Below are 17,185 nucleotides of genomic sequence, written 5' to 3' on the forward strand. Positions count from 1 at the left end.
AAGCGCCGGTTTTTTTTATTCTAAACTTTATCGCTATTCCTCGGGTTCCCGCTGTTATCCCTTTCCATTTCAGCTACACTTAAACCTCTACAAGATTTTGGAGGTTGTACAAGTATGAGCGAAAAAATTCCTGTTGGTATCAGTGCATGCCTGCTCGGGGATAAGGTCCGTTTCGACGGTGGCCACAAGCGTTTCGCTTTTGCAGCCGAAGAACTGACTCCCTTTGTGCGCTTTGAGCCGGTTTGTCCGGAAATGGCGATTGGCTTGCCTACGCCGCGACCGGCGTTGCGCTTGGTGAAAGAGTCGGATGAACAGATCCATCTCTGCTTCAGTAAGGATGGTGGCCAGGAAGTCACTGATGAGATGCAACGTTGGTCTGCCGATCGCGTGAAATCCTTGCATCATCTGTGCGGCTATATTCTCTGTGCAAAATCACCGAGCTGTGGCCTAGAGCGCGTGCGCGTTTACCAACCCGACACCAATGACAATCGCAAAGCAGGCACCGGTGTATTTACCTCGTTTTTACAACGGGAGATGCCCTGGTTGCCGCTTGAGGAAGATGGACGTTTGCACGATGACGCCATCCGCGAAAACTTCATGGGGCGCGTGTATGCGCTGCATGAGTTCAATGAGATGTGGCGCAGTGGCTTAACGCGTCACAAGCTGATGGTCTTCCACAGTCGTTACAAGCTGCTGCTGCTGTCACATGCGCAAGATGAATATCGGGAAATGGGGCGTTTCGTGGCGGCGATGGGCGAGTGGGATTCGCTGGAGGCGTATGCCTTTGAATACCGCATCCGGCTGATGCATTTGATGTCGCATCAGGCTTCACGCCGCAATCACACCAATGTCCTGATGCACGTGCAGGGCTACTTCCGACCTCAACTGACGTCGCCTCAGCGTCAGGAATTGGCAAAGCTGATTGACCGCTATCGCACCGGTGTCCAACCGTTATTGGTCCCGATTACCATGCTGAAACACTACATGGCGGAGTATCCGCATCCGTGGTTAGCGCAGCAGCGTTATTTTGACCCTTATCCGGAAGCGTTACGTTTGCGCTACGGGCAATAATTTCGGAGCATTATGTCTACCCATTTAGTCTGGCTGCGCAACGACTTACGCATCAATGATAATACCGCACTCGCTGCGGCGTGCCGCGATAGCCATGCCAACGTGCTGGCACTGTTTATTGCCACCCCTAAACAGTGGCAGCAGCATCATATGGCGCCGAAACAGGCTGCGTTTATCCACCAGAACCTGTGTTTACTGCAAGCTTCGCTGGCCGAGCGCGGTATCAAACTGCATTACCATCAGTGTGATGATTTCGGCGCGTCTGTGGATTATCTGAGCGAGTTTTGCGCCCAACAGCAGGTGGATGCGCTTTATTACAACTATCAGTATGAGATCAATGAGCGCGAGCGGGATGCGACCGCCGAAAAGCGCCTCGATGCGCAGGGTGTGATTTGCCAGGGCTTTGATGACAGTCTGTTGTTGCCGCCCGGCAGTGTGCAGACGGGCAGCAATACTATGTTCAAGGTCTTCACCCCATTCAGCCGCGCCTTTGTCCGCCGGCTGCATCAGGGATTACCAGAGTGCCATCACGCACCAAAAGCCCGCGGTGATGCGCCGCTAAGCGTCGGAAAAAAATCCCGCCCTTTGATTACCCGTTTGAAGAGATCGATGCATCGCTGTTTCCAGCGGGTGAAGAGGCGGCATTGAAGCAACTGCGGCATTTCGGCAAGCAATCAGTGCAGCTTTATCCTGAGGTGCGTGACCTGCCCGCGTTGGACGGCACCAGCCGCTTATCGCCGTATCTGGCCACTGGGGTGTTGTCACCGCGTCAGTGTTTGCATCGTATCCTGAAAGAGCATCCTGATGCGCTGAATGCAGGTAAAGCCTTTACCTGGCTGAATGAGCTGATCTGGCGTGAGTTTTACCGCCATCTGATGGTGGCGTTTCCGGCGCTGTGTAAGCATCAGCCGTTTGTGGAATGGACGCGTAACGTCGACTGGCAGAAAATGAGGCCCATTTGACGGCCTGGCAGCAGGGTAAAACCGGCTACCCCATCGTGGATGCCGCGATGCGCCAACTCAATACGCTGGGCTGGATGCACAACCGCTTGCGTATGATTGTTGCCAGTTTCCTGGTGAAAGATTTGCTGATCGACTGGCATGACGGCGAGCGCTATTTTATGCAGCAATTAATTGATGGCGACCTGGCGGCCAATAACGGTGGCTGGCAGTGGGCAGCGTCAACCGGCACCGATGCCGCGCCGTATTTCCGCATCTTCAATCCCACTACACAAGGTGAGCGCTTTGATAAACAAGGTGAATTTATTCGCCAATGGTTACCAGAGCTGCAAGCGGTGCCGGATAGCGATATCCATCAGCCACACGTCTGGGCGAACAAAAATAACAAGAAACTCGATTATCCCACGCCAATCGTGGAACATAAGGACGCACGTAAGAAGACACTAGACGCCTTTGAGCGCGCGCGAAGCGCGGCCTGAGGCGCTCAGGGAGCCGTACTATGAATCATGTCGAGTTAGAACATATTGTTAACCAGCAGCTGAACACCAGCGCCTTTAGCGACTATGCGCCTAATGGTTTGCAAGTCGAGGGACGCGCGGAGGTGAAAACCGTCATCACGGGCGTCACCGCATGTCAGGCGCTGTTGGATGAAGCAGTCAAGCGCAATGCGGATGCTATCCTGGTGCATCACGGTTATTTCTGGAAAAGCGAATCGCCATTAATTAAAGGGATGAAACGCCAGCGGCTGCGCACCTTGCTGATCAATGATATCAACCTGTATGGCTGGCACCTGCCGCTGGATGCGCATCCGCAACTTGGCAATAACGCGCAGCTGGCGAAGCTGTTTGATATTGAGGTGAAAGGGGAAATTCAACCGCTGGTGCCGTGGGGCGAATTGACAGAACCTTTAAGCGGCGAAGCGCTCGCCGCCAAAATCGCCGAACGTTTAGGCCGGAAACCATTGCACTGCGGTGATAATGCCCCGGCACTGATTAAACGCGTCGCCTGGTGCAGCGGTGGCGGTCAGGGCTTTATTGATAGCGCAGCGGCATTTGGCGTGGATGCCTTTATCAGCGGCGAAGTGTCTGAACAAACGATTCACAGCGCGCGCGAACAAGGCGTGCATTTCTTTGCAGCCGGTCATCACGCCACCGAGCGTGCCGGGATCAAAGCCTTAGGTGAGTGGTTGGCCGAACATCACGGCCTGGATGTCACCTTTATCGATATCGATAATCCTGCCTGATTCTCCTTTCTCACGCCCTTAACTGACGTTAAGGGCGCAAATCGGTTGACACATCTCCGTCACTTTCGCATAACTTGTTGACTTTAAGCATAAGCAAAGCGCATTGCGGACGTTTTTGTCCGCCTATAACACGACCGGGAGGTGGGTTTTGCAACGAGCACGTTGTTATCTACTGGGTGAGCGAGCAGTGGTACTGGAGCTGGAACCGCCCGTTTCACTCGCCAGCCAGCAGCGCATCTGGGGACTGTGCCAACGCCTGCAGCACAACGAACAGGTTCAGGAAGCGATTCCGGGAATGAATAACCTGACGCTGCTGCTGCGCGATCCGCAATTGAATGCGCTGGATGCCATTGAGCGTCTTCAACGCTGGTGGGAAGAGAGTGAAGAACAGATTCCAGAATCGCGTCGGGTGGAAATTCCCGTGGTGTACGGTGGTGCGGGTGGTCCCGATCTGCAGGTGGTGGCAGAGGGCGCCAGCATGACGCCAAAGCAGGTGGTCGAGCTGCACAGCAGTATTGAGTACGTGGTCTATTTCATCGGCTTTCAGCCTGGTTTTCCTTATCTGGGCGGGCTGGATGAGCGTTTGCACACGCCGCGCCGTGCTGAACCGCGCGTCATTGTGCCCAGCGGCTCGGTGGGCATTGGCGGCAGTCAGACCGGCATTTATCCATTGGCCGCACCGGGTGGTTGGCAACTGATCGGACATACCCCCATCAGCCTGTTTGATCCTTTACAGCATCCGCCGACACTGCTGCGCCCCGGTGACAGCGTGCGCTTTGTGCCGCAACAGGAGGGCGTATGTTAAACATTCTACGCGCCGGATTGATGACCTCAATTCAGGATCAAGGCCGTACCGGCTGGCGGCAATATGGCATCAGCGTCAGCGGGGCGCTCGATCAACCTTCGATGCGCACCGCCAATATGCTGGTGGGCAATCCGGACGAGAGCGCGGTGCTCGAAATTGTGCTTGGCCAGTTCAAAGCGGAATTTAAGCGTGACGGCTGGTTTGCGCTGACCGGTGCAGGCTGCAATGCCGATCTCGATGGTAAACCGGTGTGGACCGGCTGGCGTTTGCCGGTGAAGAAAGGCCAGGTACTGTCACTGGCGATGCCGGTGCGCGGCATGCGCAGCTATCTGGCGGTCAATGGTGGTTTCGCCATTGATGAGATGCTCGGTTCGCACAGTACCGATCTCAAAGCGGCTTTTGGCGGTTTTCAGGGCCGTAAGTTACAGGATGGCGATCAGCTGCCGTTGGGCAAACCCTCGCGAACCTTTAAAGGCAAAGCGGGCGTGCGTCAACTGCTGTGGGGCAATCGTATTCGCGCTTTGCCGGGACCGGAGTACAACGAATTTACCCGTGAAGCGCAGGAAGGTTTCTGGCGCAGCCCGTGGAAGCTTAGCCCGCAGAGCAATCGCATGGGTTACCGCATGCAGGGCCGTCAGCTGCAGCGTAAAGCCACGCGTGATCTGTTGTCGCACGGGTTAGTGCCCGGCGTGGTGCAGGTGCCGCCTAATGGCCAACCGATTGTGTTGATGGCCGATGCGCAAACCACCGGCGGTTATCCGCGTATCGCCTGTGTTATCGAAGCTGACCTTTATCAACTGGCGCAGATTCGCCTTGGCGAACCGATCCACTTTATCCATTGCACACTGGAAGAAGCGCTGCTGGCGAAGCAGCATCAACAGCGCTCCTTTGATCAAATAGCCTGGGGGCTTGCACATGAAGATTGATCTCAATGCTGACCTTGGCGAAGGCAGCGCCAGCGATCAGGAACTGTTAACACTGGTGAGTTCGGCCAATATCGCCTGTGGCTTTCACGCCGGTGATGCGCAAACCATGCTGCAATCGGTGCGCTGGGCTAAAGCTTCTGGCGTGGCGATTGGGGCGCATCCCAGTTTCCCGGATCGTGAGAACTTTGGCCGCACTGCGATGCAGCTGCCGCCGGAAACGGTGTATGCGCAGATGATCTATCAGATCGGCGCACTGAAGAGCATCGCCGAGAGTGAAGGTGGGCGATTAGTGCATGTGAAGCCACATGGCATGCTGTACAACCAGGCTGCAGCGGATGCCGTGCTCGCCGACGCGATTGCGCGCGCAGTCAAAGCAGTGGATCCGGCGCTGATCCTGGTTGGCCTGGCGGGAAGTGCTTCGATTGCGGCGGCGGCACATCATGGCTTACGCACGCGTGAGGAGGTGTTCGCCGATCGTGGCTACCTGGCAACGGGCGCACTGGTGCCGCGCAGCCAGCCGGGCGCGATGATTGAAGAAGCCGATCGTGCATTGGCACAAACGCTGGCCATGGTGCAACAGCGTCAGGTGCAGAGCATCAGCGGTGAGTGGGTAGCGGTGAACGCTGAAACGGTTTGTCTGCATGGCGATGGGGCACACGCGTTGCAATTTGCTCGTGCGCTGCGAGCCGCTTTCGCCAGTCATCAGATAGCGGTCACCAGTGAATAATAAATAACAACTCGCCCGGCACGCTGTCGGGCTTTTTTAATTCTCAGATGAGGGGAAATAGATGGATAACGTGGTCAATCTCTGGCCGTTATTGGGCATTGCCGCCATCGTACTGGGGTTTGTGTTGCGCTTTAACCCGGTGCTGGTGGTGATTGTCGCCGGTTTTGTTACAGGACTGGCCGCGCATATGCCGCTGGCCGATATTCTTGAAAAGCTCGGTTCCGGCTTCCTGAATACCCGCAACCTGCCGCTGATTTTGCTGCTGCCGCTGGCGGTTATCGGTTTGCTGGAGCGCCACGGTCTGAAGGAGCGCGCGCAAAGCTGGATCGCGCAGATCAAAACCGCGACAGCGGGCCGTTTGCTGATCGTTTATCTGTTCGTACGTGAAATCACGGCGGCGCTGGGTTTAACCAGCCTCGGTGGCCATCCGCAGATGGTGCGTCCACTGCTGGCACCGATGGCAGAAGGGGCGACGGAAAACCGTTATGGTGAGGTCACACCAGAAGTACGTCATCGTCTGCGCGCGATGTCAGCGGCCACGGATAACGTTGGCCTGTTTTTTGGCGAGGATATCTTTGTTGCCTTCGGCGCCATCATCTTCATGCATAACTTCATGCAGGAGTCGGCGGGTATCAGCACCGAGCCGCTGCATATCGCCTTGTGGGGGATACCCACCGCACTCTGCGCCTTCCTGATCCATTCGGCGCGTCTGGTGCGTCTTGATCGCCAGCTGGCGCGTGAACTGGGTGCCATCAATCAGCAGGCGCTGCATGCCAAAGGCGGGAAATAATGTTCCAACAACAATATTTGATGTGGCTGGCTGGGGTGATCCTGCTGGTGGTGGCTGTGCTTTCCTGGCGTGACAGCGCCAATCCGCGTCGTTTCACTACCGGTTTGTTTTGGGCGCTGTATGGCCTGATGTTCCTGATTGGTGATGGCGCGTATCAATTAATCGGTCAGTGGGCGGGTGATACCGCCGCCGGCAAGCGTATGCTACATATTGGCGTGGGCGTTGCCGTGGTGTTGATGGCGTTGATTGCCGGTTTCGGCGGTGTGCGTCTCGGCAGCTATCATCAGCGCAGCGACCAGCAGAAGCGTGAAAGTGCGCAGCGCTTGCGGAATAAACTGTTCCTGCCTGCGCTGGCGATTCCGGTGGTGACGGTGATTGGCGTGCTGGCGTTTAACAATATTCCCGGCTTGCAGGATGCGGTGTTTGGCCCAGGTAATCATTCAACATTAGTCACCCTGTTCTCGATGATGGTCGGCTGCGTGCTGGGCTGGATCATCGCGTTGCAAATCACCCATGAAAAACCGCTGCAGTCGATGCAGGAGACCCGTCGTCTGCTGGATGCGGTGGGCTGGGCGTTTATTTTGCCGCAGATCCTCGCCACCCTTGGCCTGCTGTTCACCAGCGCAGGCGTTGGCACCGCGATTTCACATCTCACCGAGCAGTATCTTGCCGTTGATAACCGTCTGATTGCCGTCGCGGTGTATGCGATCGGTATGGCGCTGCTGACCATGGTGATGGGCAACGCTTTCGCGGCGTTCCCGATTGTGACGGCCGGCATTGGTATTCCTATTCTGGTGCTGCAACACGGCGGCAATCCGGCGGTGATGGCGGCGATAGGTATGTTCTCTGGCTATTGCGGCACCTTGATGACGCCAATGGCCGCTAACTTCAACATCGTACCGGCCCGCTTGCTGGAACTGCCGGACCGTAATGCGGTGATCAAGGCTCAGGTGCCAACCGGTGTGCTACTGTTGTTGGTGAATATTTTCCTGCTCTACTTCCTGATGTTCTTGTGAGGTTGCAATGAAAACGGTGTTGATGACGGCCTTTGAGCCCTTTGGCGGCGAAAGTATCAATCCTTCATGGGAAGCGGTGCGCAGTCTTGATGGCAAAGAGATCGCTGGCGCGCGCATTGTGGTGCGCCAGCTGCCGGTGGTGTTTGCCACCTGCGGCAAGGTGTTAACGCAAGCGCTGGAAGAGATTCAGCCTGACCGCGTGTTGTGCGTGGGGCAGGCCGGTGGCCGCAGCGATATCACGGTGGAGCGCGTGGCGATCAACGTGAATGATGCCCGCATTCCGGATAACGATCGGCAGCAGCCGATCGATCAGCCGATTGTGGCCGATGGCCCCGATGCGTACTTCTCCACGTTACCGATTAAAGCGATGGTGGCGGCACTGCGTGAGGTTGGTGTACCGGCGTCGGTATCGCAAACGGCGGGAACCTTCACCTGTAATAACGTGATGTACAGCTTGCTGCACTGGTTGAAAACCACCCACAGCCCGGCACGGGGAGGCTTTATCCATATTCCCTATATGCCGGAACAGGCGGTGAATCATCCTGGCGTAGCCAGTATGGCGACGGCCAGCGTGATTCTGGCGCTGGAAACCTCACTGCAGGTGATGTTGAGCACTGAAACTGACATTCGCGCGGTCGGCGGGGCGACGCATTAACAGGAGAAGGTATGCCTGAAGGACCGGAGATCCGCCGCGCGGCGGATCAACTGGCAACTGCGATGGAAGGCAAACCGCTCACTGATGTGTGGTTTGCCTTTCCTGAACTGAAAACCTACGAACCGGCACTGATGGGGGAAACCATTACTGCCTTTGAAACGCGTGGCAAAGCACTGCTGACACACTTCTCTAATGGCTTAATCCTTTACAGCCATAACCAACTGTACGGTGTGTGGCGCGTGGTGCCGACCGGTACTGAACCCAACACCTCGCGCCAGCTGCGTGTGCGGCTGGCCAATGCCGATCAAACTATTTTGCTGTACAGCGCGTAGGATATTGAACTGCTCAATGCGGATACCGTCGGCGCACATCCCTTTCTACAACGCGTGGGGCCCGATGTGCTGGATGCCACGTTAACGGTGGAAGAGGTGCGTGAGCGGCTGCTATCGGCACGTTTTCGTCGCCGTCAGTTCAGCGGATTGTTGCTCGATCAGGCGTTTCTGGCGGGATTGGGTAACTATCTGCGCGTGGAGATTTTATGGCATGCCGGATTGCTGGCGTCGCATCGGGCGCAGGATCTCAGCGAGGAACAGCTCAATGCCTTAAGTGCGGCGATGCTGGCGGTGCCTCGATTGTCGTATCAGATGCGCGGTAGCATGAAAAAGTATCACGAAGAGGCAGCGTTTCGTTTTGAGGTGTTTCATCGGCAGGGTAAAAAGTGTCGGCGCTGCGGTGCAGTGATCGAGAAGGGCGTGTTGTCATCACGGCCGTTTTACTGGTGTCCCGGATGCCAGAATTGAGAAGGGCGGGATAACCCGCCCTCCATTTTTATTTCTTCAGCGCCGAAGAGAATGGACGCTCGGTGTAACCGGTGTACAGCTGACGCGGACGCGCAATTTTCATGCCTTCGTCGTGCATCTCTTTCCAGTGTGCAATCCAACCCACGGTACGCGCCATCGCGAAGATCACGGTAAACATGGAAGAAGGAATGCCCATCGCTTTCAGAATAATGCCAGAGTAGAAATCGACGTTTGGATACAGTTTACGCTCGATGAAGTACGGGTCGTTCAGTGCGATGTGTTCCAGCTCCATCGCCACTTCCAGCAGGTCATCTTTCATACCCAGCTCGTTCAGCACTTCGTGGCAGGTATCGCGCATCACGGTGGCACGTGGATCGTAGTTTTTATAAACGCGATGACCGAAGCCCATCAGACGGAACGAATCGTTCTTATCTTTCGCACGTTTAACAAACTCTGGAATGTGCTCAACCGTGCTGATCTCTTCCAGCATACGCAGCGTGGCTTCGTTGGCGCCGCCGTGTGCCGGTCCCCACAGAGAAGCGATACCGGCCGCGATACAGGCAAACGGGTTAGCACCGGAAGAACCGGCGGTACGCACGGTGGAGGTAGACGCGTTCTGCTCATGGTCAGCATGCAGAATCAGAATACGGTCCATCGCGCGTTCCAGCACCGGATTCACTTTGTACTCTTCGCACGGTGTGGCGAACATCATATGCAGGAAGTTGCCGGCATAAGACAGGTCGTTGCGCGGATAGACAAACGGCTGGCCAATCGAATACTTGTAGCACATCGCGGCCATGGTCGGCATTTTCGACAGCAGACGGAACGCAGCGATTTCGCGATGGCGCTCAATGTTGACGTCTAATGAATCGTGATAAAACGCGGCCAGCGCGCCCGTTACCCCACACATCACTGCCATTGGATGCGAATCGCGGCGGAAGCCGTGGAACAGACGGGTGATTTGCTCGTGGATCATGGTGTGACGGGTAACGGTGGTGCGGAATTCTTCAAACTGCGCCTGGGTCGGGGCTTCGCCATTCAGCAGGATGTAACACACTTCGAGATAGTTGGAGTGCGTTGCCAGTTCGGAAATCGGGAAGCCGCGGTGTAACAGAATGCCTTCGTCACCGTCGATAAAGGTGATTTTAGATTCGCATGACGCAGTAGAGGTGAAGCCGGGATCAAAAGTGAACAGGCCGTGATTGCCAAGTGTGCGGACATCAACAACGTCTTGTCCCAGCGTACCTTGCATCACATCCAGTTCAACTGAAGCGTTATCTTGTAGGGTTAGCGTCACTTTTTTATCTGTCATTTTTCGTCTCCATAGCGCCTTAGTAGGTAAGGATCTTAGACACCAGAATAGCCTTCATGTTGTGTAAAACCACAATCTTCACAGTATCACTCTGCGGTAACGTTTGTCGTGCAGGGTTACAGAGCGAAAGATGCGTTAGGGCCAGTCGGTGGCGTTCGGGCATGACATGCTGAACAGCGCGGATGTTAAAGATCCTGTCACGACATAACTTCTTGGTAACCAATAACCTGATGCTTTGTGTTGCTCGTAATGGCAATGTTACATAACTTGAGCTTAGGGGAAAGTGTATCCCCATAACTTTTGTGCATCATAGGGCTTTAATGCGATTGTTTGTAACTGAAATGTTGATCTATTGTCAAATCAGATAATTAAAAATGTATGAATTGTGAAATTCGTGAGTCGGATCACTGTTCAGCCTAAATGTGACCAAAGAGATTGTAGGGGAATTGTAATCAGAATGTGATCCTCCTATACTGCCGCCAGGTCTCCGGAATACCCTGACACCAGGAGCCACCCAGCGTTTTTTCGCTTCATTTAACACTGGATGTTGCTTTTTTGGTGGCGGTTGCAGTCTGAACACGCGCTGTGCTCTGATGCGACTCAGGTCCGGAGGAAGCAAAATAAAAAAGAGCTGTGTGGGCAAAACCGTGAAAAAACAAAGACCTGTTAACTTGGATCTCTCGACGATCCGGTTTCCCGTTACTGCAATATCGTCCATTCTCCACCGCGTCTCCGGCGTGATCACCTTTGTCGCTCTCGGAATACTGCTCTGGTTACTGGGTCTCTCTCTCTCTTCTCCTGAAGGCTTCCAGCAAGCGGCTTCCATCATGGACAGCTTCTTCGCCAAATTCATCATGTGGGGCATCCTGACTGCGCTGGCGTATCACGTCGTGGGCGGTATTCGTCATATGTTGGCTGATTTTGGCTTTATGGAAGAAACCCTGCAGGTGGGAACCCGTTCCGCGCAAGCGGCTTTTGGTATCACTGTCGTGCTCTCAATTTTGGCTGGAGTCCTCGTATGGTAAGCAATGCTTCTGCATTAGGACGCAACGGTATTCATGACTGGCTGTTACTGCGTGCTGCTGCAATCTTAATGACGCTCTACATCATCTACCTGCTTGGTTTTGTGGTGATGACCGGCACTCTGACCTATGACGCCTGGCACGGCTTCTTCGCCTCTGCCTTCACAAAAGTGTTTACGATACTGACGCTGTTCTCGATTCTGATCCACGGCTGGATTGGCATGTGGCAGGTCCTGACCGACTACGTTAAACCGGTAGCAACCCGCTTGCTGCTGCAGTTTGTGATTGTGGTCGCGCTGTTGTCGTATGCCATTTATGGAATCGTTGTTGTGTGGGGTGTGTAAATGAGTTTGCCAGTCAGAGAATTTGATGCCGTGGTGATCGGCGCGGGTGGCGCGGGAATGCGCGCGGCTCTGCAAATTTCACAATCGGGCCAGACCTGTGCCCTGTTATCGAAAGTCTTCCCAACCCGTTCTCATACCGTGTCTGCGCAGGGCGGTATTACCGTTGCGCTGGGTAACACCCACGAAGACAACTGGGAATGGCATATGTACGACACCGTTAAAGGTTCCGACTATATCGGTGACCAGGACGCGATCGAATATATGTGTCACGTCGGTCCAGAAGCGATTCTGGAACTGGAGCACATGGGTCTGCCTTTCTCTCGTCTTGATGATGGCCGCGTGTATCAGCGTCCGTTTGGTGGTCAGTCGAAGAACTTTGGTGGTGAGCAGGCAGCGCGTACCGCTGCGGCCGCTGACCGAACTGGCCACGCCTTGCTGCATACCCTGTATCAGCAGAACCTGAAAAACAAAACCACCATCTTCTCAGAATGGTATGCGCTGGATCTGGTGAAAAACGAAGACGGCGCGATTGTCGGCTGTACCGCTATCTGCATGGAAACCGGTGAAACCGTCTACTTCAAAGCCAAAGCGACCATTCTGGCGACCGGTGGTGCGGGCCGTATTTACCAGTCCACCACTAACGCGCATATCAACACCGGTGACGGCGTTGGCATGGCGCTGCGTGCCGGTGTACCGGTACAAGATATGGAAATGTGGCAGTTCCACCCAACCGGCATTGCCGGTGCTGGCGTGCTGGTGACCGAAGGTTGTCGTGGCGAGGGTGGCTACCTGTTGAACAAACACGGTGAACGCTTCATGGAGCGTTATGCGCCGAATGCCAAAGATTTGGCCGGTCGTGACGTGGTGGCGCGTTCGATGATGGTGGAAATCCGTGAAGGTCGCGGTTGTGATGGTCCATGGGGCCCGCACCTCAAGCTGAAACTCGACCACTTAGGCGCTGAAGTGCTGGAATCCCGTTTGCCGGGTATTCTTGAACTGTCGCGTACCTTTGCTCACGTCGATCCGATTAAAGAACCGATCCCGGTTATCCCAACCTGCCACTACATGATGGGCGGCGTGCCGACCAAAGTGACCGGTCAGGCGCTGCGCGTGAATGAGCAGGGCGAAGACGAAGTGATTCCGGGCCTGTTCGCGGTCGGTGAAATCGCCTGCGTGTCGGTACATGGCGCTAACCGTCTCGGCGGTAACTCACTGCTGGATCTGGTGGTATTTGGCCGTGCGGCCGGTGTGCACCTGCTGGAGTGTCTGGAAGAGCAGGGTGAACTGCGTGAAGCCACGCAGGAAAACATCGATGAAGCCATGGCGCGTTTCAACCGTTGGGAAAACAACACCACGGGTGAAGACCCTGTTGAAATCCGCAAAGCGTTGCAACGCTGCATGCAGAACAACTTCTCGGTGTTCCGTGAAGGTGATGCGATGCGTGAGGGTCTGGAAGAGTTGAAAGTGATTCGTGAGCGCCTGAAGTCAGCGCGTCTTGATGACCGTTCGCCAGATTTCAACACTCAGCGTATCGAATGCCTTGAGCTGGATAACCTGATGGAAACAGCGTACGCCACGGCGGTTGCCGCAAACTTCCGTACCGAAAGCCGTGGCGCACACAGCCGCTTCGACTACCCGGAACGTGATGATGCTAACTGGCTGTGTCACAGCCTCTATGTTCCGCAAACGGAAAGCATGACGCGCCGTGAGGTGAACATGCAACCGAAACTGCGTGCGGCCTTCCCGCCGAAAGCGCGTACCTACTAATTGCGGAGATCATCATGAGACTCGAATTTTCTATCTATCGTTACAACCCGGAAGTCGATGACAAGCCGCGGATGCAGGAGTACACCCTGGAATCCGAAGATGGTCGCGACATGATGCTGCTGGACGCGCTGATCCGTTTGAAAGAGAAGGACCCTACGCTGGCCTTCCGTCGCTCATGCCGTGAAGGTGTGTGCGGTTCTGACGGCCTCAACATGAACGGTAAAAACGGACTGGCCTGCATCACCCCAATCTCCGCGCTGGGTAATGGCACGAAGAAAATTGTTATCCGTCCACTGCCTGGTTTGCCGGTGATCCGCGACCTGGTTGTTGATATGGGACAATTCTATGCGCAGTATGAGAAGATTAAGCCTTTCCTGTTGAATAATGGGGAAAATCCACCAGCGCGTGAGCATTTGCAGAAGCCTGAAGAACGTGAGCATCTGGATGGTTTGTACGAGTGTATTCTCTGTGCATGCTGTTCAACCTCTTGCCCATCGTTCTGGTGGAACCCGGACAAGTTTATCGGTCCGGCAGGCTTGTTAGCTGCATACCGTTTCCTGATCGACAGCCGCGACACCGAAACCGATGCGCGTCTCGACAATCTGAACGATGCTTTCAGCGTATTCCGCTGTCACAGCATCATGAACTGTGTGAGCGTGTGCCCAAAAGGACTAAACCCGACGCGCGCCATCGGCCATATTAAGTCGATGCTGCTGCAACGCGGGGCGTAATACACTGAAGTCACTGTCCGGGAACTTAGGTTCCCGGCAGTTTACGGAAGCCTTTATAAGCGCGGTGATGACCACGCTTATAAAGGTTCCCTTACGGGCCACGCGGCGGTTGCGCACAGGTTCGTATCGCTGAACTCACTACGGCAAGCCGCGAAAGCGGCAACAAATGAAACCTCATAAAAAGCAGATTAATGCTTAAGGGATCACAATGCAGAACAGCGCGATGAAACCCTGGCTGGACTCCTCCTGGCTGGCCGGCGCGAACCAATCCTACATAGAGCAACTCTATGAGGATTTCCTGACCGATCCTGACTCTGTTGATGAAATGTGGCGTGAGCTGTTCCAACAGCTGCCTGGCACCGGCGTGAAACCTGAGCAGTTTCACTCGACTACGCGTGATTACTTCCGCCGCCTGGCAAAAGATGCGACCCGTTACACATCCTCAGTCACCGATCCGGCCACCAATTCCAAACAGGTTAAAGTGCTGCAGCTGATCAATGCGTTCCGCTTCCGCGGCCATCAGCACGCTAACCTCGATCCTCTCGGCCTGTGGAAACAGGATAGGGTTGCGGATCTTGAGCCGGCTTATCACGACCTCACCGACGCCGATTTTCAGGAAAGCTTTAACGTAGGTTCATTTGCGATTGGCAAAGAGACCATGAAGCTGGCTGATCTGTTCGCGGCGCTGCAGCAGACCTACTGTGGCTCGATTGGTGCAGAGTACATGCACATCAACAACACCGATGAAAAGCGCTGGATTCAGCAGCGTCTGGAATCAGTGGTCGGCCATGCGAATTTCAGCAGCGACGAGAAAAAAGGTTTCCTGAAAGAGCTGACCGCAGCGGAAGGTCTGGAAAAATACCTCGGCGCGAAATTCCCGGGTGCCAAACGCTTCTCGCTGGAAGGCGGTGATGCGCTGGTGCCAATGCTGCGTGAGATGATTCGTCACGCGGGCAAAAGCGGCACGCGTGAAGTGGTATTGGGAATGGCGCACCGTGGCCGTCTCAACGTCCTGATCAACGTGCTGGGTAAAAAGCCTCAAGACCTGTTCGACGAATTCTCCGGCAAGCATAAAGAACACCTCGGCACCGGTGACGTGAAGTACCACATGGGCTTCTCGTCAGACGTCGAAACCGAAGGCGGCCTGGTGCACCTCGCGCTGGCGTTCAACCCGTCGCACCTCGAAATCGTGAGCCCGGTAGTTATGGGTTCAGTGCGTGCGCGTCTGGATCGTCTGGCAGAGCCAAGCAGCAACAAAGTTCTGCCGATTACCATTCATGGTGATGCCGCAGTCATCGGTCAGGGCGTGGTTCAGGAAACCCTGAACATGTCACAGGCACGTGGCTACGAAGTGGGCGGTACCGTTCGCATCGTGATCAACAACCAGGTTGGTTTCACCACCTCCAACCCGAAAGATGCGCGTTCCACCCCTTATTGCACCGACATCGGCAAGATGGTGCTGGCCCCGATCTTCCACGTCAATGCGGATGATCCGGAAGCCGTGGCTTTCGTCACCCGTCTGGCGCTGGATTATCGCAACACCTTTAAACGTGATGTGTTCATCGATCTGGTGTGCTATCGCCGCCACGGCCATAACGAAGCCGATGAGCCAAGCGCAACCCAGCCGCTGATGTACCAGAAAATCAAAAAGCACCCGACGCCGCGCAAACTCTACGCCGATCAGCTGGAAAGCGAAGGCGTCGCGACGCAGGAAGACGCCACCGAACTGGTTAATCTCTACCGTGATGCGCTGGATGAAGGCGAGTGCGTGGTGCCAGAATGGCGTCCGATGAGCCTGCACTCCTTCACCTGGTCGCCTTACCTGAATCATGAGTGGGATGAGAGCTATCCGGCCACCGTTGAACTGAAACGTGTGCAGGAACTGGCACGCCGCATCAGCAGCATCCCAGAAGCGGTAGAAGTGCAGTCACGTGTCGCGAAGATCTACAACGACCGTAAAGAGATGGCCGAAGGCAACAAGCCGTTCGACTGGGGCGGCGCAGAAAATCTGGCGTATGCAACCTTGGTTGACGAAGGCATCCCGGTGCGTCTGTCGGGTGAAGATACCGGTCGTGGTACCTTCTTCCACCGCCATGCGGTGATCCACAACCAGACCAACGGTTCAACCTATACGCCACTGCATCATGTCCATAATGGCCAGGGACAATTTAAAGTCTGGGATTCTGTGCTGTCTGAAGAAGCAGTGCTGGCCTTCGAATATGGTTATGCCACCGCAGAGCCGCGCGTGCTGACCATCTGGGAAGCACAGTTCGGCGATTTCGCTAACGGCGCTCAGGTGGTTATCGACCAGTTCATCAGCTCTGGCGAGCAGAAATGGGGCCGTATGTGTGGCCTGGTGATGTTGCTGCCACACGGCTATGAAGGTCAGGGTCCTGAGCACTCCTCGGCGCGTCTGGAACGTTATCTGCAACTCTGTGCTGAACAGAATATGCAGGTGTGCGTGCCTTCTACGCCAGCGCAGGTTTACCACATGCTGCGTCGTCAGGCACTGCGCGGTATGCGCCGTCCACTGATTGTGATGTCACCGAAATCACTGCTGCGTCATCCGCTTGCCATCTCAAGCCTGGAAGATCTGGCTAATGGCAGCTTCCAGCCGGCGATTGGTGAGATTGACGATCTGGATCCGAAGCAAGTGAAACGCGTGGTGATGTGTTCCGGTAAGGTTTACTACGACCTGCTGGAGCAGCGTCGCAAGAATGAGCAGACCGATGTCGCCATCGTACGTGTCGAGCAGCTCTATCCGTTCCCGCACAAAGTCGTGCAGGACGTGCTGAAAAATTATGCCCATGTGCAGGATTTCGTGTGGTGTCAGGAAGAGCCACTGAATCAGGGTGCGTGGTATTGCAGTCAGCATCATTTCCGCGAAGTGGTTCCCTTCGGTGCGTCACTGCGTTACGCAGGTCGTCCGGCTTCTGCTTCACCAGCCGTGGGCTACATGTCCGTACATCAACAACAGCAGCAAGACCTGGTTAACGACGCGCTGAACCTTGGTTAAT

At 55.2% G+C, this 17,185-nt stretch carries 14 protein-coding genes and 2 pseudogenes; 15 read left to right on the forward strand and 1 reads right to left on the reverse strand.

The window, feature by feature from the left end:
- Positions 1-114: 114 nt before the first annotated feature.
- The 10 genes and pseudogenes from HA45_RS03890 to nei all read left to right on the forward strand — a co-directional run bounded on the left by HA45_RS03890 (position 115) and on the right by nei (position 8,992).
- A complete protein-coding gene (locus tag HA45_RS03890) occupies positions 115-1,071 on the forward strand; it encodes a YbgA family protein (protein ID WP_100702400.1) in 957 nt (318 codons plus the stop codon).
- Between the two features lie 12 nt (positions 1,072-1,083).
- Positions 1,084-2,509 (forward strand): annotated as a pseudogene (phrB, locus tag HA45_RS03895) (deoxyribodipyrimidine photo-lyase).
- Between the two features lie 20 nt (positions 2,510-2,529).
- Positions 2,530-3,273 (forward strand): type 2 GTP cyclohydrolase I, encoded by a 744-nt coding sequence (locus HA45_RS03900; RefSeq protein WP_100702402.1) that lies wholly within the window; start codon positions 2,530-2,532, stop codon positions 3,271-3,273.
- A 148-nt stretch (positions 3,274-3,421) separates the two neighbouring features.
- Entirely contained in the window at positions 3,422-4,078 is a 657-nt protein-coding gene (pxpB, locus tag HA45_RS03905) for a 5-oxoprolinase subunit PxpB (protein WP_100702403.1), read from the forward strand.
- Positions 4,072-5,004 carry a 5-oxoprolinase subunit PxpC gene (gene pxpC, locus HA45_RS03910; protein WP_100702404.1) on the forward strand — a complete coding sequence of 311 codons (933 nt, stop codon included), beginning with the start codon at positions 4,072-4,074 and terminating at the stop codon, positions 5,002-5,004. Before pxpB ends, pxpC begins: the two co-directional genes overlap by 7 nt.
- The gene (gene pxpA, locus HA45_RS03915; protein WP_100702405.1) at positions 4,994-5,731 is read left to right on the forward strand and encodes a 5-oxoprolinase subunit PxpA; all 738 of its coding nucleotides are present in this window, start codon (positions 4,994-4,996) and stop codon (positions 5,729-5,731) included. Before pxpC ends, pxpA begins: the two co-directional genes overlap by 11 nt.
- Before the next feature lie 61 nt (positions 5,732-5,792).
- Complete coding sequence (locus HA45_RS03920) at positions 5,793-6,521, forward strand: DUF969 domain-containing protein (protein ID WP_100702406.1); 729 nt, start codon at positions 5,793-5,795, stop codon at positions 6,519-6,521.
- A complete protein-coding gene (locus HA45_RS03925) occupies positions 6,521-7,537 on the forward strand; it encodes a DUF979 domain-containing protein (RefSeq protein ID WP_100702407.1) in 1,017 nt (338 codons plus the stop codon). The genes HA45_RS03920 and HA45_RS03925 overlap by 1 nt, the downstream gene beginning before the upstream one ends.
- Positions 7,538-7,544: 7 nt before the next feature.
- Positions 7,545-8,192, forward strand: a complete 648-nt coding sequence (gene pcp, locus HA45_RS03930) for a pyroglutamyl-peptidase I (protein WP_100702408.1) — start codon at positions 7,545-7,547, stop codon at positions 8,190-8,192.
- A gap of 11 nt (positions 8,193-8,203) precedes the next feature.
- Positions 8,204-8,992 (forward strand): annotated as a pseudogene (gene nei, locus HA45_RS03935) (endonuclease VIII).
- 28 nt (positions 8,993-9,020) lie between these two features.
- Here nei and HA45_RS03940 read toward each other — a convergent pair.
- Positions 9,021-10,304, reverse strand: a complete 1,284-nt coding sequence (locus HA45_RS03940; RefSeq protein ID WP_100702409.1) for a citrate synthase — start codon at positions 10,302-10,304, stop codon at positions 9,021-9,023.
- A gap of 593 nt (positions 10,305-10,897) precedes the next feature.
- On the opposite strand from HA45_RS03940, the gene sdhC reads away from it, so the two are divergent.
- The 5 genes from sdhC (at position 10,898) to sucA (ending at position 17,184) form a co-directional block, all read left to right on the forward strand.
- Positions 10,898-11,329, forward strand: a complete 432-nt coding sequence (gene sdhC, locus HA45_RS03945; RefSeq protein WP_176505733.1) for a succinate dehydrogenase cytochrome b556 subunit — start codon at positions 10,898-10,900, stop codon at positions 11,327-11,329.
- Positions 11,323-11,670 carry a succinate dehydrogenase membrane anchor subunit gene (gene sdhD / locus HA45_RS03950; protein ID WP_034829147.1) on the forward strand — a complete coding sequence of 116 codons (348 nt, stop codon included), beginning with the start codon at positions 11,323-11,325 and terminating at the stop codon, positions 11,668-11,670. Before sdhC ends, sdhD begins: the two co-directional genes overlap by 7 nt.
- Complete coding sequence (gene sdhA, locus HA45_RS03955) at positions 11,671-13,437, forward strand: succinate dehydrogenase flavoprotein subunit (protein WP_100702410.1); 1,767 nt, start codon at positions 11,671-11,673, stop codon at positions 13,435-13,437.
- Positions 13,438-13,451: 14 nt separating this feature from the next.
- A complete protein-coding gene (locus tag HA45_RS03960) occupies positions 13,452-14,168 on the forward strand; it encodes a succinate dehydrogenase iron-sulfur subunit (RefSeq protein ID WP_100702411.1) in 717 nt (238 codons plus the stop codon).
- Positions 14,169-14,376: 208 nt separating this feature from the next.
- Positions 14,377-17,184 (forward strand): 2-oxoglutarate dehydrogenase E1 component, encoded by a 2,808-nt coding sequence (gene sucA, locus HA45_RS03965; protein ID WP_100702412.1) that lies wholly within the window; start codon positions 14,377-14,379, stop codon positions 17,182-17,184.
- The last annotated feature ends 1 nt before the right edge of the window (position 17,185 follow it).

Source organism: Pantoea rodasii (assembly GCF_002095465.1).
Lineage (GTDB): Bacteria > Pseudomonadota > Gammaproteobacteria > Enterobacterales > Enterobacteriaceae > Pantoea > Pantoea rodasii.